The following is a 21,754-nucleotide window of genomic DNA, read 5'->3' on the forward strand; positions in this document are numbered from 1 at the left end:
CGCGGCTACCGGAGCAGACCGAGCGGAGACTCGTCGAGCAGCGCCAGCAGCGCGGCCGGGTCGTCGTAGACCGCCACCGCACCGGCTCCGGCCAGCTCGCTCTTGCAGGTGCCGCCGCAGGTCAGCCCGATGCACGGCAGGTCGAGCCGGCCGGCGGCCGCCGCGTCCCAGACCGAGTCGCCGACGAACACCGCGCGGGCCGGGTCGACGCCGGACTGTGCCAGCGCGGCCTCCAGGATGTCCGGCGCCGGCTTGCTGCCGCCCTCCGGCGCGTCCGCGGACGACGTGGCCGCGGTGATCGCGTCGTCCGCGTCCAGCGCCGCGCGCAGCGCGGCCAGCTCCTCCGCGTCCGCGGACGAGGCCAGCACCACGGTCAGGCCGCGCTCCGCGCACGCGAACAGCAGCTCGCGCGCGCCCGGCAGCGGCCGCAGGTCGTCCCGGTACCGCGCGTAGAAGGCCTTGTGTGCCTCGCGCAGCGCGTCGTCCTGCGCCGGGTCGCGGTCGTCGCCCAGCAGGTGGCCGGGGATCCGGTCGCCGCCCATGCCCACCGCACGGTGGATCACCGCCATCGGTACGTCGTGCCCGTACTCACGCAGCGCCGACCACCAGCTCACGGCATGCAGGTAGGTCGTATCGACCAGCGTTCCGTCCACGTCGAAAAGCACACCGCGTCGCTCACCCATGCGGACGCCAGTACCCCTTTTCCGGTTTCTTAGCACGTACCGGGTTCTCGGGTGACCCACGGCGCAACCGGCAGGGAGGCCCCTCGGGCCGGCCGCTGCCCGCGGGAGCATGCGGGCAGCACCCCCGCCGGAAGCGGGAAAGTCCTTTGTTCCTAAGGGTTTTCGCGGTCCTCGGAGAGCAGGATCTCGAACCACACCGTGGAGCCGCGGACCGTCGGGTCGGTGCCCCAGGCGTCGCTGAGTTCCTCGATCAGGCCAAGACCGCGGCCGCGGCTGCTGAGCGTGTCGGTGTGCGCGCGGGTCACCGTGCCGCGCGTGCCACTGTCCTGAACGGAGACGAGCAGCCGCTCGGGCGTCAGGTCGATGTGCACGCGTGCGGCGGTGCCGGCGTGCAGCAGCGCGTTCGTGGTCAGCTCGCTGGTGCAGAGCACGGCCGCCCCGATCACCGCCTCCGGCACGTCCCACGCGGAGAGCTGCACCTTCATCCACTGCCGGACGCGCCCCGGCATGGTCGGCTCGGGTGGCACGTTCATCGTCGCGGACCGGCTGGGCGTGCTGGCGTACTCGACCGCGAGCACGGCCACGTCGTCCTCGGTGGCACCCGCGACCGCGGACGTGGCCAGCGCGCACAGGTTGCGCGGGTCGCCGCTGACCGCCTCCGCCACCGACTTCGCCAGCGCGGCCAGGCCGTCGTCCAGCTCGCGCCGGCGGCGCTCGATCACGCCGTCGCTGAAGAGCAGGATCGTGTCGCCGGGCGAGAGCGCCGTCGTCATCGCGCGGTGCGCGCCACCCAGGCCGAGCGGGGTGCCGGTCGGTACGTCCAGGTAGCCGACCGTCGCGAGTTGTCCCTCCGCGCTGGCGTGCCGGATCAGCGGTGCCGGATGACCGGCGGACGCGATCGTCAGCCCACCGTCCCGCTGGTCAAGCAGGCCGTAGGCGACCGTGACGAACAGCTCGTGCGAGCGGGTGCCGGTGCCGAGCATGCCGACCAGCTTGTCCAGCCCGTCCAGCACCACCACCGGGTCCGGGTTGGCCAGCGCGAGCGCGCGCAGCGCGGCCCGGACCTGGCCCATCAGCGCGGCCGCGTGCATATCGTGCCCGGCCACGTCGCCGAGCACGATCGCCAGCCGGCCCTCGGGCAGCACGAACGCGTCGTAGAAGTCACCGCCGGCCGCGCTGCCGTCGATGCCCGGGTCGTACCGTGCGGCGACCCGGAACCGGTCCAGGTTCGGCAGGTGCTCCGGCAGCATGCTGCGCTGCAGCAGCTGCGCGGTGCCGTGCTGGGTCTCGAACCGGCGGGCGCGCTCCGCGGCCTGGCCGATCAGGTCCGCGGCCGCGGTCAGCTGCGCACGCTCCGCCGGCAGCCACAGGTGCGCGTGCCGGCGGCCGAACGTCAGCGCGCCGCGCAGCGAATGCGTGCTCAGCGGGATCGCGGCCATCGCGCGCTGCCGCTGGTCGTGCCGGTCCGCCGCCACCTCGCGCAGCGGCGTGCCGTCCTCGGTGAACGCGGCCGTGCCGGACCCGGCCGCCTTCGCCAGCGGACTCGGCGAGTCCAGCGGGAGCCGGCGCCACAGCGGGGGCAGCCGCTCGTCCGCCTCGTCCAGCAGCTCGCCGCGCACCCGGCGGACCACCCGCCACCCGCTCGCGTCGTCCACGCCGAACGTCATGTGGTCGACGTCGAACGCGCTCAACCCGTACCGCAGCGCGACCCGGGCCACGTCGTCCAGCGTGACCGCGCCGGCCAGCGCGCCGGTCAGCTCGCCCAGGCTCTGCAGCCGGCTGGTCGCCTCGGTGGTCTCGGTCGCGACCGTGAGCACGCCGATCGTGCGGCCCTGGGAGTCCCGGACCACGGAACAGCCGCGCGTGAAGACCGCCTGCTCCGGCTCGCCGGCTGGCGAGCGGACCAGCGCGACCGCGGTCTCCGCCTCGCGGAACGGCTCGCCGGTGCGGTAGACGCGGTCGACCACGTCGCCGACGCCGGGCGTCGCCCACGCCTCCTCGAACACGTCCGCGGCCGGGCGGCCGAACGCGGCCGGATGCTTGCCGCCGAGGATCGTCGCGAACGCGTCGTTGTAGATCAGCGTGTACGCGTCGCCGTACGCCAGTGACATCGCCACCGGCGAGCCCATGATGAGCTCGATCGTGGCGCGCAGCGCCGGGTCCCAGCCGCCCGGCACGCCGAGCGGCGTGGTGTGCCACGGATGGCTCGCCAGCAGACCGGCGGCCGTCCGATGGGCAGGGTCCTCCTCCACCTGGCCCCCGGCTTGCGCCGTTGGGGAGGCGGAGACTGCCCGGACGACCGCGCGTGCCATGCCATGAGCGTATCCGGGGTCATCCGATCGGGCGATCGGGTCCCGGTCCGTCCGGGGGATGCGGTAGCGCTGCGTGATCATGTGTGACGCGTTGTGGTGCTCAAAGATGAGACTTCTTGCATTTCGCTGTGTACAGGCCGTTCGTTTGTCTCAGGGGCGTCTTAAGCCTTGTGGGTACGGTGTATGCAGTGCTTATAGTCGGCGCGTGACCGACGTGGGGCCTGAGGCGAGTTCCGACATCCGCAGGCCCGCCGGCGTCCTCGACTTCGTGGCCGCACTGCAACAGCTCGACGAGTCCATCGTCGGGAATGCCGTTTTCCACATTTCCCGCCGTAATGCGACGCTGCCGCCGGTGTCGCCGGGAGAAGGGGAGGGTGTGCGGATTCCGGAATCCGGCGTGCCTGGCGGCATGCGGGGGGAATCGCATTCTTCGGATGTCGGGTTTATGTCAGCTAAGTCATTACTGTCGGTAGTTGACGTAGAGGCGTCGGGTTCCCAGCGTGTGGAACCGGCGGTACCGGCTGCGTCGGTGTCTTCCGGTGCGGCCGGCGCCTCGGCCGCTGCGGTCGCCTCGGTGGCTGCGGTCGCCTCGGTGGCTGCGGTTGCCTCGGTGGCTGCGGTTGCCTCGTCGGCTGCGGCTGCCTCGGGTGATGCGGACGCGTCCGCTACTGGGGCTGACTCGGCGGCCTCGGACGGTCCACCCGTCTCGGGTGCTTTGCCTGCCGCGGTTTCCGGAATGCCGCGGGATGCGGTGGCCGCTGCGGTGGCGCGCGCCTCGACCATGGCCGCATCACCAGGCCTTCAGGGCGAACTCGCCGGAACGCCCCGGGCGGAGACGCGCATTCCAGCGTTTCGGGCGGCGCGGTCCGTGCCGGGCGTGCCGGTGACCCCGGCGGCGGGACCCGCCGGTCGCGATCGCCGGGAACCGCTGCCAGCGCTCGGAACTCGTGATGGTGGCAGGCACGTTCCGGACCCCGGCAGGTCCGGCACGCCGGATGAGACCTCCGCCGGCGGGAAATCCCGCGGCGAGCTATTGGCCGGACCGTCGGCGGAGCCGACGGATGGAGACGAGACAGCGGCCCCGGGGGCGGCCGCGGCAGCACCGGTCGCGGACGCGGCCGTAGGCACGGCGCCGGGGACCGGCGGCGGACAGGACGCGACGTTCGCCGAAGGGGGCGCAACAGTGCTTGCGAACAGTGAGAACGACACGCAGGCGGGCCAGGACGCGACGGCGTCCCCGGCCGGGAATGGCATCACACCACAGCACCCGGCCGAGCCGGACGGGAGCCCGGCTCCGGAGTCCGCCGGGATCGCGCCCGCGGAATCGCCCGCGCACGCTGCGGGAGCTTCGCCCGCGGGACCGCAGGCGTCCCCGCCCGTGAAATCGGATGAGGCTCCCACGGCGCCCGGTGCCGCGGCCCCCGTTGAACCTGAGCCGGAATCCGGTGAGACGACGCAGCCTGCCGGGCCTGAGGCTGATGCGGGAGCAGGCGGTGGCCCCGCCCGGTCTGAGGCCGGCACGGGTCCGGGCGATGGTGCCGCTGCGCCCGAGGCTGGCGTGGCCCCCGAGGCCGACGCCGATGCCGGACCTTGGGATGAGGCTGAAGTACCAGGTCAAGAGGCAGCCGGCGGGGGAGCGGAGACCGCACCGGCCGCGGAAGCCGGGACCGCGCCGGTAGCCGACGACGCCTTCGAGGAGGATGCGTCGGAACGGACCGGGGAGATCATCGTTCTGCTGTCGGCCGGCGAGGACGAGGCCGACCGTACCGGCGAGATCGTGCTTCTGGCCCCCGCCGCCGGCGCGGTCACCGCGGTCACCGGTGCGAATCCGGAGCTGCGCGCGAGCGCGCACGAGGAGACACTCGCGCTACGCGCGGCGGTGGACCCGTGGAGCGGCTCCGAGGATTCGGACGTGACTCTCCACCTCGCCGTACCCCTGAAGGCCTCGGCTCCGCGGGCGGAGATTGCGGCGGTCCCGGCTTCGCACCCGGAGGCTGCGGCGAGGGCGGTTCTCCAGCCCGAGACTGCCGCCGGCTCGGCTCCGCACGCGGAGGCTGCCGCGATCCCGGCTTCGCCGGCCGGAGCTGCGGCGAGTGCGGTTCCCGACCCGGAGGCCGCCGCCGGCTCCACCTCGCACGCGGAGGCTGCGGCGAGTGCGGTTCGCCACCCGGAGACCGACGCGGGCGCGGCTTCCCACGCCGGGGCTGCCGCCGGCCCGGATTCGCACGGGGAGACCGCCGGGACCCCGGCTGCGCACCCGGAGACGTCCGTGACCACGCATCCGCACCCCGGGATCGCGGCAGGCGCGGCACCACGCCCGGAGAGCCCGGCGGCCCCGGCCGGCTCTCCGGACTCCGATCCCGGGTCGCACCCGGCCGCGGATCCGCACGCCGCCGTGACCAGGGTGACCGGGTCGTACCCGGTGCTGAGCGGCGCCCGTCCGCCGGTGCGGCCGGAGGTGGTCAACGAGGTCTCCGGCGGCTATCCGGTGATCAATTCGAGCCTGACCGGCGGATCAGGCGCCTACCTGTCGCTGAACGGCAACGCGGCCGCGTACGCCGCGCTGAACCGTGCCTCCGGCGCCTACCCGGCCGTGCCGGACCCGGATGAGCGGGCCGTGGGAGCCGCCCGGGTCGTCGGGCCGCCGCGGCGGTTCGTGGGGTCGGCGCAGCCGGAGATCTCGGCGGAGCAGGCGCCGCGGCGGCGGAGTGACGTCTGGGTCGCGGTGCTGCTGGTGGCCGTGGCGGCGGTGGTGATCCTGGGCGTCGCCTACGCGATCGCGGTGAGCTGAGAACATGACGCCGGGGAGGTCGCCCTCCCCGGCGGGACGGATCAGCCCTGGAGTTCGTCGGTGGCCGGCTGTGGCCTGCGGCGCTCGGCGTCATCGGCGATGATGACGGTGGCGACGAGCATGGCGACGACGACGGCGAAGAGCCAGGACGCGTCGGTCGCGAGGCTCGCCGAGACGGGAGCGTGGATCGCGGCCAGGAGGAAGCCCAGCCAGGCGAGGCGCCGCTGGCGCGGCGTCAGGAATCCGGTGACTCGCTGCTGCATTCGGGCAAGTCTGCCTTGCGATCACCGGGTCACACTCACCTTTTCGGCCGATACCGATACGTCCGTCCGTACCCTTATCGGTATGTGTTGATCTTGCTTCGGGCTGTCCGATCGGCGGGCGTGAGCGCGGGTCGCCAGGCATGATCACGAGGTGCCTCTCCTCGCGCTCGCCTATTTCGGATTCATCAGCCTCGGTCTGCCGGACGGACTGCTCGGCGTGGCCTGGCCGTCGATGGCCGCGGACTACCGCGTACCGCTGGATGCTCTCGGGTTCCTGACGATCGCCGGGATGATCGGGTATTTCACCTCGAGCGTGGCCGCCGGGTTCGCGATCGGGCGGGTGGGCGTGGGCTGGCTGCTGGCGATCAGCACGGGCCTGGCGTCGCTGGCGCTGACCGGCTACATGAGCGTGCCGAGCATGGCGCTCGCGGTGGTGTGCGCGCTGGCGCTGGCGCTCGGGTCCGGCGCGATCGACTCGGGGCTGAACGCGTACGCCGCGACCGCGTTCGGTCCGCGGCACATGAACTGGCTGCACGCGTTCTTCGGGCTGGGCGTCGCGATCGGGCCCCTGATCATGACCGGTGTGCTCACCGTGGGACTCCCGTGGCGCTCCGGTTACGGCATCGTGGCGGTCTTCCAGGCCGGGCTGGCGATCGCGTTCGCGCTGACCGTACGGCTGTGGGCGCGCACCGCGCCGACGGAGGCGCCGCGCCCGGCCGCGCCCGCGCACACGCTGCGGATCCCCGCGGTCTGGCTCGGGATCGGTGCGTTCATCTGCTACGTGGCGATCGAGGCGGTGGCCGGCCTCTGGGCGTACACCGTGCTCACCCAGGGCCGGGACGTGTCACCGCGGGCGGCCGGTCTGATCGTCTCCGCGTACTGGGGCGCGCTGTTCGCCGGCCGGGTGATCTTCGGCTGGGTGTCCGAGCGGATCACCAGCCACCGGATCCTGGTCGGCGCGCTGATCGGGATGGCGGCCGGCGCCGCGCTGATCTCGCTGCCCGCGCCGGCCTGGGTCGCGGCCGCCGGCCTGGTCGTCGTCGGGTTCTTCGCCGCGCCGGTCTTCCCACTGCTGATCCTGACCACCGCGGACCGGGTCGGCGCCGCGCACGCGGACCGGGCGATCGGCCTGCAGGTGGGCTCGTCCAGCCTGGGCGCCGCGCTGGTCCCGGCGCTGGTCGGTGTGCTGCTCAACCGCGCCGGGTTCGGCTGGCTCGGCCCGGTGCTGCTGGCGCTGTCCCTGTTGCTGGTCGTGCTGTACCTGCTGGCCTCACGCCCCCGGGCTCACGGCCTGGCCTCGTGACCGGGCTCGCCGCGCGTGCGGCGCTGCTCCTTGAGACGAGCCTCCCACAGGTGCCGCTGCCCGCCCGCGAGCGTGTCCCGGGCGGTGCGCTCCAGCTCGCGGAAAACCGAGACGTACCCGTCCTCGTACTCCTCCACCAGCTGGAACGTCCACCGCCCGGCGATCACGTTGCGTCCGATCAGCTCGGTCTGCACGCGGTCGGCGAGCTCGTGGTGGCCGGCCTCGCGGAGCTTCTCCACCGCACCGTCCAGCTTGAAGTCGGCCTCGCCGGTCAGCTGGTGCATCGCGTACAGGTGCCCGCGCGCCCGTTCGGTCGTCTCCAGCGCCTCGGTCAGCCGGCCGAGCGCCTCGACCGTCACATCGTCGATCTCCACGGCGCGGTCAATACCCATAACCATCCGGGGGTACGCCGTAGAGCGCGACATTCCTGGGTGAATCGGTCTTCATGTCGGCCGTCCGGCTGAGGCGGGCCGTGGGCGCGGGCGGCTAGCGTCACTCCACATGACTCTCGGGTCTTCGGGCTCCGCCGATCAGCACACCGCCACCCAGCGGGCACGATCCGCGCTCGCCGGTCTGATGTCCTCGGTCGGCTCGCTCGGCCTCGCCACGGCCGCCTCCGCGCCGGCCCTGCTCGCCGCGATCGACCAGCACGCCGCCGCGATCCGGGACAGTCTCGAGGCTGACCTGCGCCCGCTGTCCGCGATCGCGCTGGCCGGGTACGTCGAGGGCCTGCGCGACGCGGCCCGCGAGCACGGCTGGCACATGCCGGAAGGGCACATCGACTTCGCCACCGGTGACTGGGTGCTGACCCGCATGCTCGCGGTCTGCGCGCTCGCCCAGGCGCTGCCCGCCCGCACCTGAGGTGCGAGAGCGGGGCGCGTCCCGGGTGGGACACGCCCCGCTTCTCCGGGGGGACGGTTCAGTTCTCGTCGCGCCGGACCGCGTCCGGCGGCGGCACCGGCTGCGTCGGCTCCGCGCCGGCGGGCTCGCCGCCCGACCGGCCGGGCCGGTACGTCGTGCCCGTACCGGGACCGTCCGTGGCGAGCGGCGCCAGCTTGCCGGACGGCGCCACGCTGCCGGACTGGTAGAGCCCGCGACCGGTGTTGATCGCCTGCGTCGCGTCCAGGTCGGGCGCGGGCGTCGCCGGATCGTCCTGGCGCGGGATGACCGCGGTCCGGTCCGACATCTGCCGGTTGGCGTCGTCGCGCCCGGCCGCCTCGGCCTCGGCCCTTTCCCGGGCCGCGCGCTCGTCGGTCTCCCGGGCCGCGCCCTCGTCGGTCTCCCGGGCTGCGCGCTCCTCGGCCTCCCGCGCCGCGCGCTCCTCGGCCTCGGCCCGCTCGGCGGCCAGGCGTGCCTCGGCCTCCGCCTGCTGGGCGGCGATCCGCTCGCTCTCCCGGCGCTCCGCCGCGCGGCGTTCCGCGTCGCGGCGCTCGGTCTCCTCCGCCTCCAGGCGGGCCTTGCGCTCCGCCTCCAGGCGCTCGGCCTCGGCGCGGGCGGCCCGTTCGGCCTCGGCACGCGCCTCGACCTCGGCCGCGTACTCCCGGGCCCGGGCGCGGATGACCTCGGTCTCGGTCGCGGCGCGGGTCAGCCAGGTGTCCCAGCGGGACTGCATCGGGCGGACCAGGCCGCCGCCGACGCCGACGATCAGGATGCCGGCGATCGTGGCCAGCACCGCGATAAGCACCGGCGTGGTGACGGTGGTGGCGATACCGGCCTGGTTGAGCGCGGCGATGACGCCGAGCCCGACGATGAACGCCCAGGCGAAGCCCGCGATGAACCGGCCGTACGTGAGACCGCCGAGCGCGGCCCGGATGAGGTCGCGGACCGCACCGGCGATGGCGGCGGCAACGACCACGATCACGATCGCGATGAACGCGCGCGGCAGCCAGGCCACCACGCCGGAGATCAGGTCACTGACCGGATTCGGGCCCCAGACGCCGAACGCGAGTTGCAGCGTGAGCAGCAGCACCGCGTAGTAGACCAGTTTGGCGAGGATGTCGCTGGCGTCGTACCGGGTGCGCTCCAGCGCGCGGCCGATGCCGCCGCGTTCCACGGCCCGGTCGAAGCCGACCCGTTCCAGGATCTTGTCGACGACCTTGCGCACGCCCTTCGCCACGACATATCCGACGGCCAGGATCGCGATGAACGCGACCGCCTTCGGTACGAAGAGCAGCACGGATCGCCACATGTCGGTGATCGCGTCTGCCATTCGGGTCCCTCCTCGCAGAAGCTCGACGAACCGGGCTCGGGGAAGCTCGGTTCACCGAGCCATACCCGGGCCTGGGCAGATAAAAACCGCCGGGCCCAGGAGCGGCGGGCCCGGCGGTCATGACACTCGACGGGAACTACGGCTGCGGGCGGTCCACCTCGCCGCGCCACGCGCCGGTCTCGACGCCGGCCCGGTCGGACTCGATGAACTCCTTGAAGCGCTTCATGTCGCCCTTCACCCGGCGATCGATGATGCCCAGCTTGTCACCGGCCTGCTCGGCGACGCCCTCCGGCTCGAAGTCCATCTGCGCGGTGACCCGGGTGTGCGTCTCGTCCAAGCGGTGGAACGTGATCACGCCGGACTGCTTGACGCCACCGGTGGACGTCCACGCGACGCGCTCGTCCGGCAGCTGCTCGGTGATCTTCGCGTCGAACTCGCGCTTGACGCCGGCGATCTCGGTCTTCCAGTGGGTGTCGGTGTCCGAGGTCTGCCGGATCTCGGTGACCCCCTCCATGAACCGGGGGAACTCCTCGAACTGGGTCCACTGGTTGTAGGCGGTGCGGATCGGCACGGCCACGTCGACGTGTTCGGTAACGGTACCCATGAATTCCTCCTTCTTCCGTTCTGCGCGGTGCGCGTTCCCGGCGGGCCTGGTCCGGCGCCGGCCGGAGAGTCGTCCGGAGGGGCCTCGCGGCCTCGCTCCTCGACTACTGAGCTACCCGGTCAGATCGCGATCAAACAAAGTCAGCCCGCCGGGTCCTTCGGCGGCAGCGGCGGATCCGGGTCCTCGACGCCGCCCTGCAACGCCCGGCCACGCGCCACCTGAGCGTTGATCTCCACGCCGAGCATCACGGCCGAGTTGATCAGGTAGAGCCAGACCAGGAACGCGATCACCGCGCCGAGGCTGCCGTACGTGCGGTCGTACGAGCCGAAGTTCGCCACGTACAGCCCGAAGCCGAAGCTGACCAGCGCGGCCGCAAGCAGCGTGACGAACCCGCCCACGGTCAGCCAGCGGAACTTCGGCTGCCGTACGTTCGGCGCGATCCAGAACAGCAGCGCCAGCAGCAGCATCCCGACGAGCACCAGCACCGGCCACTTGGCGAAGCCCCAGATCCGCAGCGGAGTGTCGCCGAGGTGCAGGGCCTCACCGACGGCGTCCGCGATCGGGCCGCTGATCGCCAGCCCGAACGCGCCGATCGAGAGCAGCAGCAACGCGGCCGCGGTGAGCAGGATCTGCAGCGGGCGCAGCTTCCACCATGGCCGGCCCTCCTCCACGCCGTAGATCGCATTGGACGCGCGGGTGAAACCGCCGACGTACCCGGACGCGGACCAGAGCGCGCCGATCACACCGAAGCTCAGCAGCGCACCGGCCGAGGTCTGGCCCAGCACCGTGTCGTGGATGAAGGTGGTGAACGACTCGTTGTCCAACAGCGACCGTGCACCCAGGTCGTACAGGATGTCCAGGATCGTGTCGACCGCGGCCTGGCCCTCGGACACCAGCCCGACCAGCGCCACGATCACGATCGCGGAGGGGAAGAGCGAGAGCACGGAGTAGTACGTCAGGCTTGCCGCCCAGTCCGAGCAGTTGTCGTTCACGAAGCCCACACCGGCCCGCCACAGTATTCCGCGCCAGGTCCGCCAGCGCAGTTGCCGCAGCCGGTCGGGCAGGCGAAGGGACTCGGTCGCCGACGCCATGACGCGCCTCCGCTGGTCAAAGGGTGGCTGGTCCATACCCGGGGTACTCATGGGCCAAACTGACCAGAGCAGCCACGGAAGATATAGGGGCGAACATGGACACCGCGGACGCGATCATCGTCGGAGCCGGCCACAACGGGCTGGTCGCGGCGAACCTGTTGGCCGACGCCGGCTGGGACGTGCTGGTGCTGGAGGCGACGCCGCATGCGGGCGGCGCGGTCCGCTCCGGGCACGTCACCGCCCCCGGTTACCTCTCCGACCTGTTCAGCGCGTTCTATCCACTCGGGTACGCGTCCCCGGTGATCAAGCGGCTCGGCCTCGGCGAGCACGGCCTGTCCTGGCGGCACGCGCCGGACGTGCTCTGTCACCTGCTGCCGGACGGCCGGTCCGTGACGATGAACCGGGACATCGAGGTCACCGCCGCGTCCGTGGAGGAGTTCGCGCCCGGCGACGGCGAGCGCTGGAAGAACGCGTACCGGGACTGGCAGGACGTCGCCACCCCGATGCTGGACGTGATCACGTCGCCGTTCCCGCCGGTCCGGGCCGGCCTCGGCCTGGCCGCCCGGCTGCGCGTCTCCGGCGGCCTGCGCCTGGCCCGCCGCCTGCTGCTCTCCGCGCGCGAGCTGGGCTCCGAGCTGTTCCGCGGCGAGGGCGCGAAGCTGCTGCTGGCGGGCAACGCGCTGCACACCGACCTGTCCCCGGAGGAGGCCGGCGGCGCGGTGTACGGCTGGCTGCTGGCCATGCTCGGTCAGCAGGCCGGCTGGCCGGTGCCGGTCGGCGGGGCGCAGCGGCTCACCGACGCGCTGGTCTCCCGCCTGGTCTCGCGCGGCGGCCGGATCGTCTACGGCGTGCGCGCGGAACGCGTCCTGGTCGCGCGCGGCCGGGCGATGGGCGTGCGCTCGGCCGGCGGCACCGACTGGCGGGCCCGCCGCGCGGTGCTGGCCGACGTGCCCGCGCCCTCGCTCTACCTCGACCTGGTCGGCGCGCGGCATCTCCCGCCGCGGCTGGTCGAGGACCTGGCGCACTTCCGCTGGGACGGCTCCACCATCAAGATCGACTGGGCGCTGTCCGGCCCGGTGCCGTGGAAGAACCCGGCGGTCGGCCGGGCCGGCACGGTGCACCTCGGCGCGGACCTCAACGGCCTCACCCGGTACGCGGCGGAGCTGGCCTGCGGCGAGCTGCCCACCGAGCCGTTCCTGCTCGCCGGGCAGATGACCACGGCCGACCCGTCACGGTCGCCGGACGGCACCGAGTCGCTCTGGGCGTACTCACACCTGCCGTTCCGCACCGCCTGGGACGCGGAGCCGGTGGCCCGGCAGGCCGAGCGGATGGAGGACGTGCTGGAGCGGGCCGCGCCCGGCTTCCGGCAGCTGGTGGTGGCGCGGCACGTGGCCGGCCCCGCCGACCTCGAGCGGGAGGACCCGAGCCTGGTCGGCGGCACGGTCGGCGGCGGCTCCCAGGCCGCGTTCCAGCAGCTGTTCCTGCGCCCGATCCCGGGCCTGGGCCGGGCGGACACGCCGGTGGACCGGCTGTTCCTGGCCGGTTCGTCCGCGCACCCGGGCGGCGGCGTGCACGGCGCACCCGGCGCGAACGCGGCCCGGGCCGCGATCGCCCGGGACCGTGCACTCACCGGCGACCTCTACGCCTCGGCGATCCGCGCCGCACACCGCGCGGTCTACGCGGACCGGTAGGGACGGCGGCCGGTGGGGGCGGTGGCCGATGGCCGCGGCGGCTGCCACCGGCGCCAACGCCGGTGGCGGTGGCGGGCGGTGCCGGTGCCGGTGGAGGTCGGCGAGGGTGGCGACGGGCAGCGGGCGGCAACGGCCGGTAGCGGCGACGGTTCGGCAGCGTCGGCCGGCGGCGGTGAGCCGGCAACGGCAACAGCCGCTAGCGGCGAGGTTCGGCGGCGGCCAATGGCGGCGAGTGGGCAGCGGCCGGTGGCGGCGACGGTTCGGCGGCAGAGGCCGCCGGCGGCGACGGCTGACAGCGGCGATGGCTGCCGGTGGCGATGGCATCCGGCGGCGACGGCCGCCGGCGGCGACGGTTTGGGCGCCGCGATCGGCGGCGGTCAGTGGCGGGGAGCCGGCCAGCGGCAACGGCCGCTAGCGGCGATGGTTTGGCGGCGGCCAGTGGCGGCGAGTGGGTAGCGGCGACGGTTCGGCGGCCGCGTTCGGCGACGGCCGCCGGCGTCGACGGTCCAGCAGCGGTGGCCAGCGGCGATAGGGCCGGCCGGGGCACCGGCCGGTAGGGCGGCGGCCGGTAGCCGGCGATGTGCGATCAGGACGCATCGTGATCGAATCGCCACCTATCGGCCCCGATCCGATCTTTGCAGCTCAGAGCCGCACACGGCAGGTCACAACATCAACACGGTTGCCCGTACCGAGCCTGATTTATGGGCTTTTCTGGGTGTTTTGCGACGTGAAGAGCGGTCTCGTGGGGTGGCGCGGACCACTCTTCGGCGTTTAGATTTCATTTCGATACAGGCCTTGACTGGCCAGTTGTTAGCGCTAACACTTCACCTCAACCACCACGGCGAAACATCGGGAAACCTTCGGGTAACTCCGACGACATCTGGCCGCGAGGCGGTGCGGGGCACCGTTCGCACCGTCGGCGACCAGCTGCGGGCACCACCGTGGGGCTTTCCAGAACTCAAGGGAGAGAGCATGAAACTCGCGAGGCTCGCTGCCGCGGCCATAGGCCTGACCGTCGCATTCTCCGTGACCGCCTGTGGCTCGGCGGAGAAGGCCGGCGAGTCCGGCGGCGACACCGGTTCGGCGGAGGGCGCGCTGGTCGGCGTGACCATGCCGACCAAGGTCTCGGAGCGCTGGGTCGCCGACGGCAACAACGTCAAGGCCGCGCTGGAGAAGCTGGGCTACAAGGTCGACCTGCAGTACGCGGAGAACGACATCCCGACGCAGGCGAACCAGATCGACAACCAGATCACCCAGGGCGCGAAGCTCCTGATCATCGCCTCGATCGACGGCACGGCGCTGACCAGCCAGCTGGAGAACGCCAAGGCCAACAACATCCCGGTGATCTCGTACGACCGGCTCATCCGCAAGTCGCCGAACGTGGACTACTACGCCACGTTCGACAACGAGAAGGTCGGCGTCCAGCAGGCCACGTCGCTGCTGGTCGGCCTGGGCCTGAAGAAGGCGGACGGTTCCGACGGCGACAAGAAGGGCCCGTTCAACATCGAGCTCTTCGCCGGCTCGCCGGACGACAACAACGCGACGTTCTTCTTCAACGGCGCGATGAAGACGCTGAAGCCGTACATCGACAACGGCACGCTGGTCGTCAAGAGCGGTCAGACGGACTTCAACACCGTCTCCACGCTGCGCTGGGACCCGGCCACGGCCCAGCAGCGCATGGAGAACATCATCACCACGACCTACACCGGCAGCAACAAGGTCGCGGGCGTGCTGTCGCCGTACGACGGCATCTCGATCGGCATCCTCTCCGCGCTGAAGAGCAACGGCTACGGCACCGCCGCGCAGCCGTGGCCGATCGTCACCGGCCAGGACGCCGAGGTCGCGTCGGTCAAGTCGATCATCAACAACGAGCAGTACGCCACCATCTACAAGGACACCCGGCAGCTCGCCGACGTGACCGTGAAGATGGCGGACGCGGTCCTCAAGGGCGGCACGCCGGAGGTCAACAACACCACGGACTACGACAACGGCAACAAGGTCGTTCCGTCGTACCTGCTGGAGCCGGTGATCGTCTACAAGGACAACTACAAGGCGACGCTGATCGACACCGGTTACTACACCGAGGACCAGCTCAAGTAAGACCCCGTTTCATCCCGGCGGTGGGCCTCGGCCCACCGCCGGTCACCTTTAGAGCAACGAGGAGCAACCGCCGTGGCCGACGCGCTACTGCAGATGCGGGGAATCACCAAGACATTCCCCGGCGTCAAGGCGCTCTCCGACGTGAACCTCACCGTCAAACGCGGCGAGATCCACGCCATCTGCGGGGAGAACGGGGCCGGCAAGTCGACCCTGATGAAGGTGCTCTCCGGTGTGTACCCGCACGGGACGTACACCGGTGACATCGTTTTTGACGGTCAGGAGTGCCACTTCTCGGATATCCGGGACAGCGAGAAGCGTGGCATCGTCATCATCCACCAGGAGCTGGCGCTCAGCCCGTACCTGTCGATCGCGGAGAACATCTTCCTCGGCAACGAGGTGGTCCGCCGCGGCCTGATCGACTGGAACGAGACGAACGACCGGGCGGCCAAGCTGATGCGGCGCGTCGGCCTGGTGGAGAACCCGACCACGCCGGCCATGGACATCGGCGTCGGTAAGCAGCAGCTCGTGGAGATCGCCAAGGCGCTCTCCAAGGAGGTCCGGCTGCTGATCCTGGACGAGCCGACCGCGGCGCTGAACGACGAGGACTCCGCGCACCTGCTGAACCTGCTGCGCGAGCTGCGCGCGCAGGGCATCACGTGCGTGATCATCTCGCACAAGCTGAACGAGATCAAAGCGATCGCCGACTCGCTTACCATCATCCGCGACGGCCGCACGATCGAGACGCTGGACATGCGGGCGGACAACGTCACCGAGGACCGGATCATCTCCGGCATGGTGGGTCGCGACCTCGAGCACCGGTACCCGCCGCACACCTCGAAGGTGGGCGCGGAGGTGCTGCGGATCGAGAACTGGACCGTCCACAGCCCGACCCAGCAGGGCCGCAAGATCATCGACAACGCGAACCTCACGCTGCGCCGTGGGGAGATCGTCGGGCTGGCCGGCCTGATGGGCGCCGGCCGCACCGAGCTGGCGATGAGCGTGTTCGGCCGCGCGTACGGCGTGGACATCTCCGGCAAGATCTACAAGGACGGCAAGGAGATCCGCCTCCGCACCGTCGGCGACGCGATCGAGCACGGTCTCGCGTACGCGACCGAGGACCGCAAGCGGTACGGCTTGAACCTGATCGAGGACATCCAGCGCAACGTCTCCGGCGCGAGCCTGGAGAAGCTGGCCAAGGGCGGCTGGGTCAACGAGAACGAGGAGTTCAAGGTCGCGGAGCAGTACCGCCGGGAGCTGAACGTCAAGGCCCCGAGCGTCGCGTCGGTCACCGGCACGCTCTCCGGCGGCAACCAGCAGAAGGTCGTGCTGGCCAAGTGGATCTACTCCGACCCGGACGTGCTCATCCTCGACGAGCCGACCCGGGGCATCGACGTCGGTGCGAAGTACGAGATCTACACCATCATCAACGCCCTCGCGGACCAGGGCAAGGCGATCCTCGTGATCTCCTCCGAGCTGCCCGAGCTGCTCGGCATCTGCGACCGGATCTACGCGCTCTCCGCCGGCCGGGTCACCGGCGAGGTCCCACGCGCGGAGGCGACCCCGGAGCGACTCATGCAGTTCATGACCAAGGTTAAGGAGTAAGGCCGCGATGAGTAGCGTCGCGCCGGCGACCGGCGGTATCACCACCAACACGGCCAAGGTGCCCGGTGGAGGCGGCCCGAAGGGCACCAACGGCGGGTTCTCGATCAACCTGCGACAGAGTGGCATCTACATCGCGTTCGCCCTGATCGTGGTGGGCTTCGCGGTGGCCACGGACGGCCAGCTGCTGGGCTTCCAGAACATCAGCAACATCATCATCCAGCACTCGTACATCCTGATTCTCGCGATCGGCATGATCCTGATCATCATCGCCGGCCACATCGACCTCTCGGTCGGTTCCGTGGTCGCGACCACCGGCGCGATATCCGCCGTCCTGATGGTCAACATGGACGTGCCGTGGCCGCTGGCCATCGTGCTGACGCTGATCGTCGGCGGCCTGATCGGCGCCTGGCAGGGCTACTGGGTGGCCTACTTCGGCATCCCCGCGTTCATCGTCACGCTGGCCGGCATGCTGCTGTTCCGCGCGGTCGCCATGCAGGTCCTGGGCAACCAGGGCATCGGCCCGTTCCCGGACGAGATCCGCACGATCGCCAACGGCTTCACGCCCGGCACGCTCGGCAACGTCGCGCTCGGCCCGCTCGGCGGCGCGGACATCATCACGCTGCTGGTCGGCATCCTGGTCTGCGCCGGCATGGTCGTCTCCCAGCTGCGCACCCGCCGGGCCCGGATCGGCTACCAGCAGTCGGTCGAGCCGATCGCGATCCTGGTGGCCCGCAACGTGGTCGCGATCGCCGTGATCATGACGATCGTGGTGCAGCTGGCCCGCTTCAAGAACCTGCCCTGGGTGCTCGTACTGCTGGCCGGCCTGGTGCTGCTCTACACGCTGATCGCGAACCGGACCGTCTTCGGCCGGCACGTCTACGCGATCGGTGGCAACCTGCAGGCCGCGTCGCTCTCCGGCGTCAAGGTCAAGCGCGTCACGTTCTGGCTCTTCGTCAACATGGGCGTGCTCGCCGCGGTCGCCGGCATCATCCTCTCCGGCCGCCTCAACGTCGCGCTCCCCGGTGCCGGCAACACGTTCGAGCTGGACGCGATCGCCGCGGCCTTCATCGGCGGCGCCGCGGTCCAGGGCGGTGTCGGCAAGGTCGTCGGCGCCATCACCGGTGGCCTGATCATGGCCGTCATCAACAACGGCATGTCGCTGCTCGGCTCCGAGCCGGCCGAGGTCATGCTGGCCAAGGGCGCGGTCCTGCTGCTCGCGGTCGCGCTGGACGTCTGGGCCAAGCGCCGCGCCGGCGCCACCCGCTGATCACCCCGCTGCACCGGCGGCGGTCCCTTCCCCGGGACCGCCGCCGATTTTTGTTTACCCGCTTCCGGCGTGGCCGAGTGCCGCATGCTCCCGCGGGCCCCGGTCGTCGCCGGTGCTCCGCCCTGCCCGGTCCGCGGCCACTTCCGGAAGACCCGGTGGGCGGCGCCGGCGGAGGTGCCGGTCAGACCGGGACGACGTCCGCGACCACGCAGGCGATGTTGTCCGGTGCGCCGCCGTCGTAGGCCAGCGCGATCAGCGCGTCGACGGTCTCGGCCGGAGCGGCACCGGTGCGGAGTGCCGCCTCCAGCGCGGCCGGTTCCACCACCGCCGAGAGGCCGTCGGAGCACAGCAGATACCGGTCGCCAGGCCGCGCGACGTGCAGCGACAGGTCGGGTGCCGGGTCGTGGCCCAGCGCCCGCACCAGCAGCGCCCGCTGTGGGTGCGACCGGGCCTCCTCGGCGCTGAGCCGCCCCTCCGAGACCAGCGACTGCACGTACGTGTGGTCGACGGTGATCCGGAACAGCGTCCCGTCCCGCAGCAGATAGGCCCGGGAGTCGCCGACGTGGACGAGTGCCAGCTGGGAACCGGACCAGAGCAGCGCGGTCAGCGTGGTGATCGCGGTCGGCTCGTCGGCGGCGCGGATCGCCTCGTCGGCGGAGCCGATCGCCTCGGACAGCGCGTTGAGCAGGCCACCGGCCGGCAGATCGGCGGTCTCCAGCGGCTTCAGCGCCTCGATCGCGGCGCTGCTGGCCCGCCCGCCGTGCGCGCCGCGCATGCCGTCGGCGACCGCGAGCAGCCGGGTGCCGGCGTACGCCGTGTCCTCGTTGGTGTCCCGCTCGAGGCCCGCGTCGGTGCGGACGGCGTAGCGGATGCCGAGTTCGGTGGATCGGTCTGACATGGGGGAGCCCCTTCCCGACAGGTAGTCGACGAGGAAGGTGGCGAGCTGCTCGCGGGCCTGCGCCTCGCGCGCGATCCGGTCCCGGAACGCGGTGACGGCCGCGGCGGCGTCCGGCGGCGGCATGGCGCAGACGTCCCGGATCTGCGCCAGCGGCATGCCGAGCCGGCGCAGCCAGGCGACCAGGCGTGCGCGTTCCAGCTGCTCCGGTGCGTAGAGCCGGTAGCCGGACGACGGGTCCACGACGGCCGGTGGCAGCAGGCCGAGGTCGTCGTAGAGACGCAGCGCCCTGGGCGAGAGTCGGCTCAGGCGGGCGAACGCCCCGATGGTCAGCAGGGACACGCGACTCACCTTCCTCTCGTACCGGCCGGTCGGCCGGTACGAGAAGGAGCCTGCGGGTTTCCCGAGGGTGAAGGTCAAGCCCTCTTCATCAGGTCGTCGCAGTCGCGCTCGTCCGGGAGGAGCGGACGGAGCTGGACGGTGTACTTCTTACCGGCGGACGTCCACGGCGTGATCGCGGTGGCGCTCTCCGCGGCGGCGAGCACGTCCTTCGCGGCCTGCGCCTCCGCGCTCACGCAGCCCATGTCGAGGCCCTCGCCGAGCGGCGTCCCGGGCAGCGCCGGACCGGGCCACGCCTTCTCGGTCTGCGCGGGGTCGCCCTCGGCCTGCTGGAACGGCATGGCGACGCCGGCGATCGCGGCGGGCTGGTAGTCGGCCGGCTCCTTGACACGGCCCGGGCCGAGCGTGGTCTCCAGGTCCTGCAGCGCGATGATCAGGCCGCTGAGCAGCTCGCGGTCGCGGACCTGCTCGGCGGAGAGGCCGTTCGCGGCACCGGCGGCCTCGGCCAGCGCGTACGCCTCGACGGTCTGCACGCCCTGCTCGGTCAGCAGCGTGAAGCGGGTGGTCTGCGCGTCCGCGACGCCGGGCTGACCGAGGTCGACGCCGTTCTGCACACCGGCGGAGCGGGCGCGCTCGACGAGCACGTTGACGTCCGCGGCCTCGACGTACTGCACCTGCAGGTTCGGCAGCGCGGGGCCCGGGTACTGCTTCGTGGTCGGACCCTCGGTGATCACGCGGCCGTCCGCGTACACACTGATCATCGGGATCCGGGTGGCGAGCATGGCCGGGGTGACGAACCCGCCGGTGTAGTCGACGCGCAGAACCAGCGTGCTGCCGGTGATCTCCGGGATGTCGCCGGTCGGCTCGACGGCGCCCGCGGTGGCGGACGCGGAGCCGGCGGCACCCTGGGCGGCGCTGTTCGAGTTCGCACAGGCGCCGGTCAGCAAGAGGGTGGCGGCCGCGGCGCCGCCGAGGAGGGCGCGCGCGGGACGGGTGAGTGTCGGCATGACCTGTATGACGAGCGGAACCGGGTACGGGTTCCGCCGTTATGAGGGGGTTTTCTCCGCCGCGGCCTTCTGCCGGGACGCGACGTCGGCGAGCCGGCGCAGCGACTCCCGGTTGCGCTGGTGCAGGACCAGGTCATTCAGCTTGGTGTGCGCCCATTTGAACGGTCCGGCGACCGGTTCCTCGACGAACGTGATGTGCGTTGCATCGCTGCCGTGCGGACGAAGTTCCATGGTGACGGTCGCCTCGCCGACCGGCCAGAGCCCGACGCGCAGCACCAGCCGCCGCTCCGGCTCCGACTCGACCACCCGCGAGCCGTCGTGCAGCGAGAACGGCCACGGGCCGGCCTTGTGGAACAGGCGGGCACCGGGCGCGGGCCAGTTCTGGTCGACGTCCCGGATGTGCACGGTACCGACCACCCAGTCGCTGTACGTCCAGCCGTCCGCGAGCGCCGCCCACACCTGCTTCGGGGACGCGGGGATGACCTGCTCGACCTTCGCCATGCGAGGCGGATACCCCGGCTGGGCCCGCGGCTAACCGCGATGTTCCGGCAAGCCGCCAAAACAATGCCGCAAACCGGGAATAATTGCATTTGTGCGTATCGCGATGATGGCCTCCGGAGGGGCGGCCGGCGAGCTCTCGGCCGCGCTCGGCCGGCTCGGGCACGACGTGCGCGAGTACGACGCCGCCGGCAAGCGCGCCGGTGAACGGCTCGGCTCGACCTGGGCGGACGGTTCCGGCTGGGCTCCGGAGGTGATCCACGCGCACGGCTGGGCGGCCGGCGTCGCCGCGCTCGCGTCCGGGGCCGCCCCGCTGGTCCAGTCGTTCCAGGGCCTCGGCGGACCGCAGGCGGACGGCGAACGCCGCACATACGAGCGCCTGCTCTGCCGCGTCGCCGACCGGATCGTCGCCGGTTCGACCGACGAGGGCGGCGAACTGCTGCGGCTCGGCGTGCCCCGAAACCGGATCACGCTGATCCCGCCCGGCGTCGACTGCGAGCTGTTCACCCCGGTCGGCGAGCCGATGCCGCGGACGCGCCCGCGCGTGCTGGCGGTCGCGGACGGCGCCGCCTGGGCCGGCGACCTGGTCCGTGCGATGCGGATGGTGCCGGACGCGGAGGCGGTCGTGCTCGGTGCCCCGCCATCCCTGGCCGCCCTGGCCGAGCGCTGCCGCGTCGCCGACCGGGTCGTGCTGCACCCGTCGGTGCCGCGCAACGGCCTGCCGGCCTGGTACCGCTCCGCCGACGTGGCGGTCTGTGCGCCCTGGCGCGACCCGTCCGGCAGCGCGCCGATCGAGGCGATGGCCTGCGGCGTGCCCGTGGTCGGCACCGCGACCGGCCTGGTCCGGGACGCGGTGATCGACGGCCTGACCGGCGAGCTGGTGCCGCCGCGGGACCCGCGCGCGCTCGGCATGGCGATCCGCGCGCTGCTCGCCGACAACGTGCGCCGGTTCACCGCCGCCACCGCAGCGCTGGACCGGGCCCGCCAGGTGTACCCGTGGCAGCGCGTCGCGGACCGTACCGCCGTGGTGTGTCTCGAGGCCGGTGGCCAGGCGGTGCCGGTCGAGGCGGAAGAGCTGTCCGTGCCGTCCTGAGATCCA

The 21,754-nt window shown here is 72.1% G+C and carries 18 protein-coding genes and 1 pseudogene; 8 read left to right on the plus strand and 11 right to left on the minus strand.

The window, feature by feature from the left end; all coding sequences use genetic code 11:
* Positions 1-5: 5 nt before the first annotated feature.
* A complete protein-coding gene (locus tag J2S42_RS32205) occupies positions 6-683 on the minus strand; it encodes an HAD family hydrolase (RefSeq protein WP_307245234.1) in 678 nt (225 codons plus the stop codon).
* Positions 684-835: 152 nt separating this feature from the next.
* Complete coding sequence (locus tag J2S42_RS32210; RefSeq protein WP_307245236.1) at positions 836-2,995, minus strand: ATP-binding SpoIIE family protein phosphatase; 2,160 nt, start codon at positions 2,993-2,995, stop codon at positions 836-838.
* A gap of 1,558 nt (positions 2,996-4,553) precedes the next feature.
* Between J2S42_RS32210 and J2S42_RS32215 the strand changes: the two genes are divergently transcribed.
* Positions 4,554-5,786 (plus strand): hypothetical protein, encoded by a 1,233-nt coding sequence (locus J2S42_RS32215; RefSeq protein WP_307245238.1) that lies wholly within the window; start codon positions 4,554-4,556, stop codon positions 5,784-5,786.
* Between the two features lie 41 nt (positions 5,787-5,827).
* Here the strand turns inward: J2S42_RS32215 and J2S42_RS32220 are convergent, their stop codons facing one another.
* Positions 5,828-6,049, minus strand: a complete 222-nt coding sequence (locus tag J2S42_RS32220) for a hypothetical protein (protein WP_307245240.1) — start codon at positions 6,047-6,049, stop codon at positions 5,828-5,830.
* A 151-nt stretch (positions 6,050-6,200) separates the two neighbouring features.
* Between J2S42_RS32220 and J2S42_RS32225 the strand changes: the two genes are divergently transcribed.
* The gene (locus J2S42_RS32225; RefSeq protein ID WP_307245241.1) at positions 6,201-7,352 is read left to right on the plus strand and encodes an MFS transporter; all 1,152 of its coding nucleotides are present in this window, start codon (positions 6,201-6,203) and stop codon (positions 7,350-7,352) included.
* On the opposite strand, the gene J2S42_RS32230 is transcribed toward J2S42_RS32225, so the two are convergent.
* Entirely contained in the window at positions 7,334-7,750 is a 417-nt protein-coding gene (locus J2S42_RS32230) for a hypothetical protein (protein WP_370879305.1), read from the minus strand. The two genes, J2S42_RS32225 and J2S42_RS32230, sit on opposite strands and share 19 nt — an antisense overlap.
* Before the next feature lie 103 nt (positions 7,751-7,853).
* Between J2S42_RS32230 and J2S42_RS32235 the strand changes: the two genes are divergently transcribed.
* Positions 7,854-8,213, plus strand: coding sequence for a DUF6401 family natural product biosynthesis protein (locus J2S42_RS32235; protein ID WP_307245245.1), 360 nt, complete (start codon positions 7,854-7,856; stop codon positions 8,211-8,213).
* 58 nt (positions 8,214-8,271) lie between these two features.
* Here the strand turns inward: J2S42_RS32235 and J2S42_RS42045 are convergent, their stop codons facing one another.
* The 4 genes and pseudogenes from J2S42_RS42045 to J2S42_RS32250 all read right to left on the minus strand — a co-directional run bounded on the left by J2S42_RS42045 (position 8,272) and on the right by J2S42_RS32250 (position 11,256).
* Positions 8,272-8,538 carry a hypothetical protein gene (locus J2S42_RS42045; protein ID WP_370879306.1) on the minus strand — a complete coding sequence of 89 codons (267 nt, stop codon included), beginning with the start codon at positions 8,536-8,538 and terminating at the stop codon, positions 8,272-8,274.
* 194 nt (positions 8,539-8,732) lie between these two features.
* Positions 8,733-9,561, minus strand: a pseudogene (locus J2S42_RS32240) (mechanosensitive ion channel family protein); the annotation flags it as partial.
* A gap of 136 nt (positions 9,562-9,697) precedes the next feature.
* Positions 9,698-10,165: an SRPBCC family protein gene (locus J2S42_RS32245; RefSeq protein WP_307245246.1), complete on the minus strand. Its 468-nt coding sequence runs from the start codon at positions 10,163-10,165 to the stop codon at positions 9,698-9,700.
* A gap of 140 nt (positions 10,166-10,305) precedes the next feature.
* Positions 10,306-11,256 carry a YihY/virulence factor BrkB family protein gene (locus J2S42_RS32250; RefSeq protein ID WP_307245248.1) on the minus strand — a complete coding sequence of 317 codons (951 nt, stop codon included), beginning with the start codon at positions 11,254-11,256 and terminating at the stop codon, positions 10,306-10,308.
* 95 nt (positions 11,257-11,351) lie between these two features.
* Between J2S42_RS32250 and J2S42_RS32255 the strand changes: the two genes are divergently transcribed.
* The 4 genes from J2S42_RS32255 (at position 11,352) to mmsB (ending at position 17,916) form a co-directional block, all read left to right on the plus strand.
* Positions 11,352-12,947 carry a phytoene desaturase family protein gene (locus tag J2S42_RS32255; RefSeq protein WP_307245250.1) on the plus strand — a complete coding sequence of 532 codons (1,596 nt, stop codon included), beginning with the start codon at positions 11,352-11,354 and terminating at the stop codon, positions 12,945-12,947.
* 972 nt (positions 12,948-13,919) lie between these two features.
* Entirely contained in the window at positions 13,920-15,047 is a 1,128-nt protein-coding gene (chvE, locus tag J2S42_RS32260) for a multiple monosaccharide ABC transporter substrate-binding protein (RefSeq protein WP_307245252.1), read from the plus strand.
* Positions 15,048-15,140: 93 nt separating this feature from the next.
* Positions 15,141-16,649 (plus strand): multiple monosaccharide ABC transporter ATP-binding protein, encoded by a 1,509-nt coding sequence (gene mmsA, locus J2S42_RS32265; RefSeq protein WP_370879450.1) that lies wholly within the window; start codon positions 15,141-15,143, stop codon positions 16,647-16,649.
* Positions 16,650-16,656: 7 nt separating this feature from the next.
* Entirely contained in the window at positions 16,657-17,916 is a 1,260-nt protein-coding gene (gene mmsB / locus J2S42_RS32270) for a multiple monosaccharide ABC transporter permease (protein ID WP_307245256.1), read from the plus strand.
* A 181-nt stretch (positions 17,917-18,097) separates the two neighbouring features.
* On the opposite strand, the gene J2S42_RS32275 is transcribed toward mmsB, so the two are convergent.
* The 3 genes from J2S42_RS32275 to J2S42_RS32285 all read right to left on the minus strand — a co-directional run bounded on the left by J2S42_RS32275 (position 18,098) and on the right by J2S42_RS32285 (position 20,658).
* On the minus strand, positions 18,098-19,153 hold the full coding sequence (locus J2S42_RS32275) for a MerR family transcriptional regulator (protein WP_307245259.1): 1,056 nt from the start codon (positions 19,151-19,153) through the stop codon (positions 18,098-18,100).
* A 74-nt stretch (positions 19,154-19,227) separates the two neighbouring features.
* Positions 19,228-20,157, minus strand: coding sequence for a hypothetical protein (locus tag J2S42_RS32280; RefSeq protein ID WP_307245261.1), 930 nt, complete (start codon positions 20,155-20,157; stop codon positions 19,228-19,230).
* Between the two features lie 39 nt (positions 20,158-20,196).
* Positions 20,197-20,658: an SRPBCC family protein gene (locus tag J2S42_RS32285; RefSeq protein ID WP_307245263.1), complete on the minus strand. Its 462-nt coding sequence runs from the start codon at positions 20,656-20,658 to the stop codon at positions 20,197-20,199.
* Between the two features lie 91 nt (positions 20,659-20,749).
* Between J2S42_RS32285 and J2S42_RS32290 the strand changes: the two genes are divergently transcribed.
* The gene (locus tag J2S42_RS32290; protein WP_307245265.1) at positions 20,750-21,748 is read left to right on the plus strand and encodes a glycosyltransferase; all 999 of its coding nucleotides are present in this window, start codon (positions 20,750-20,752) and stop codon (positions 21,746-21,748) included.
* The last annotated feature ends 6 nt before the right edge of the window (positions 21,749-21,754 follow it).

The sequence above is a fragment of the Catenuloplanes indicus genome (assembly GCF_030813715.1).
Lineage (GTDB): Bacteria > Actinomycetota > Actinomycetes > Mycobacteriales > Micromonosporaceae > Catenuloplanes > Catenuloplanes indicus.

Bases quoted from the DNA above. Each gene is read 5' to 3' on its own strand.
- J2S42_RS32245 (WP_307245246.1), bottom strand. From the start codon at position 10,165: ATGGGTACCGTTACCGAACACGTCGACGTGGCCGTGCCGATCCGCACC.
- J2S42_RS32285 (WP_307245263.1), bottom strand. From the start codon at position 20,658: ATGGCGAAGGTCGAGCAGGTCATCCCCGCGTCCCCGAAGCAGGTGTGG.
- J2S42_RS32220 (WP_307245240.1), bottom strand. From the start codon at position 6,049: ATGCAGCAGCGAGTCACCGGATTCCTGACGCCGCGCCAGCGGCGCCTC.
- J2S42_RS32255 (WP_307245250.1), top strand. From the start codon at position 11,352: ATGGACACCGCGGACGCGATCATCGTCGGAGCCGGCCACAACGGGCTG.
- J2S42_RS32280 (WP_307245261.1), bottom strand. From the start codon at position 20,157: ATGCCGACACTCACCCGTCCCGCGCGCGCCCTCCTCGGCGGCGCCGCG.
- J2S42_RS32235 (WP_307245245.1), top strand. From the start codon at position 7,854: ATGACTCTCGGGTCTTCGGGCTCCGCCGATCAGCACACCGCCACCCAG.
- J2S42_RS32250 (WP_307245248.1), bottom strand. From the start codon at position 11,256: ATGGCGTCGGCGACCGAGTCCCTTCGCCTGCCCGACCGGCTGCGGCAA.
- mmsB (WP_307245256.1), top strand. From the start codon at position 16,657: ATGAGTAGCGTCGCGCCGGCGACCGGCGGTATCACCACCAACACGGCC.
- J2S42_RS42045 (WP_370879306.1), bottom strand. From the start codon at position 8,538: ATGTCGGACCGGACCGCGGTCATCCCGCGCCAGGACGATCCGGCGACG.
- J2S42_RS32205 (WP_307245234.1), bottom strand. From the start codon at position 683: ATGGGTGAGCGACGCGGTGTGCTTTTCGACGTGGACGGAACGCTGGTC.
- J2S42_RS32210 (WP_307245236.1), bottom strand. From the start codon at position 2,995: ATGGCACGCGCGGTCGTCCGGGCAGTCTCCGCCTCCCCAACGGCGCAA.
- J2S42_RS32230 (WP_370879305.1), bottom strand. From the start codon at position 7,750: ATGGTTATGGGTATTGACCGCGCCGTGGAGATCGACGATGTGACGGTC.
- chvE (WP_307245252.1), top strand. From the start codon at position 13,920: ATGAAACTCGCGAGGCTCGCTGCCGCGGCCATAGGCCTGACCGTCGCA.
- mmsA (WP_370879450.1), top strand. From the start codon at position 15,141: ATGCGGGGAATCACCAAGACATTCCCCGGCGTCAAGGCGCTCTCCGAC.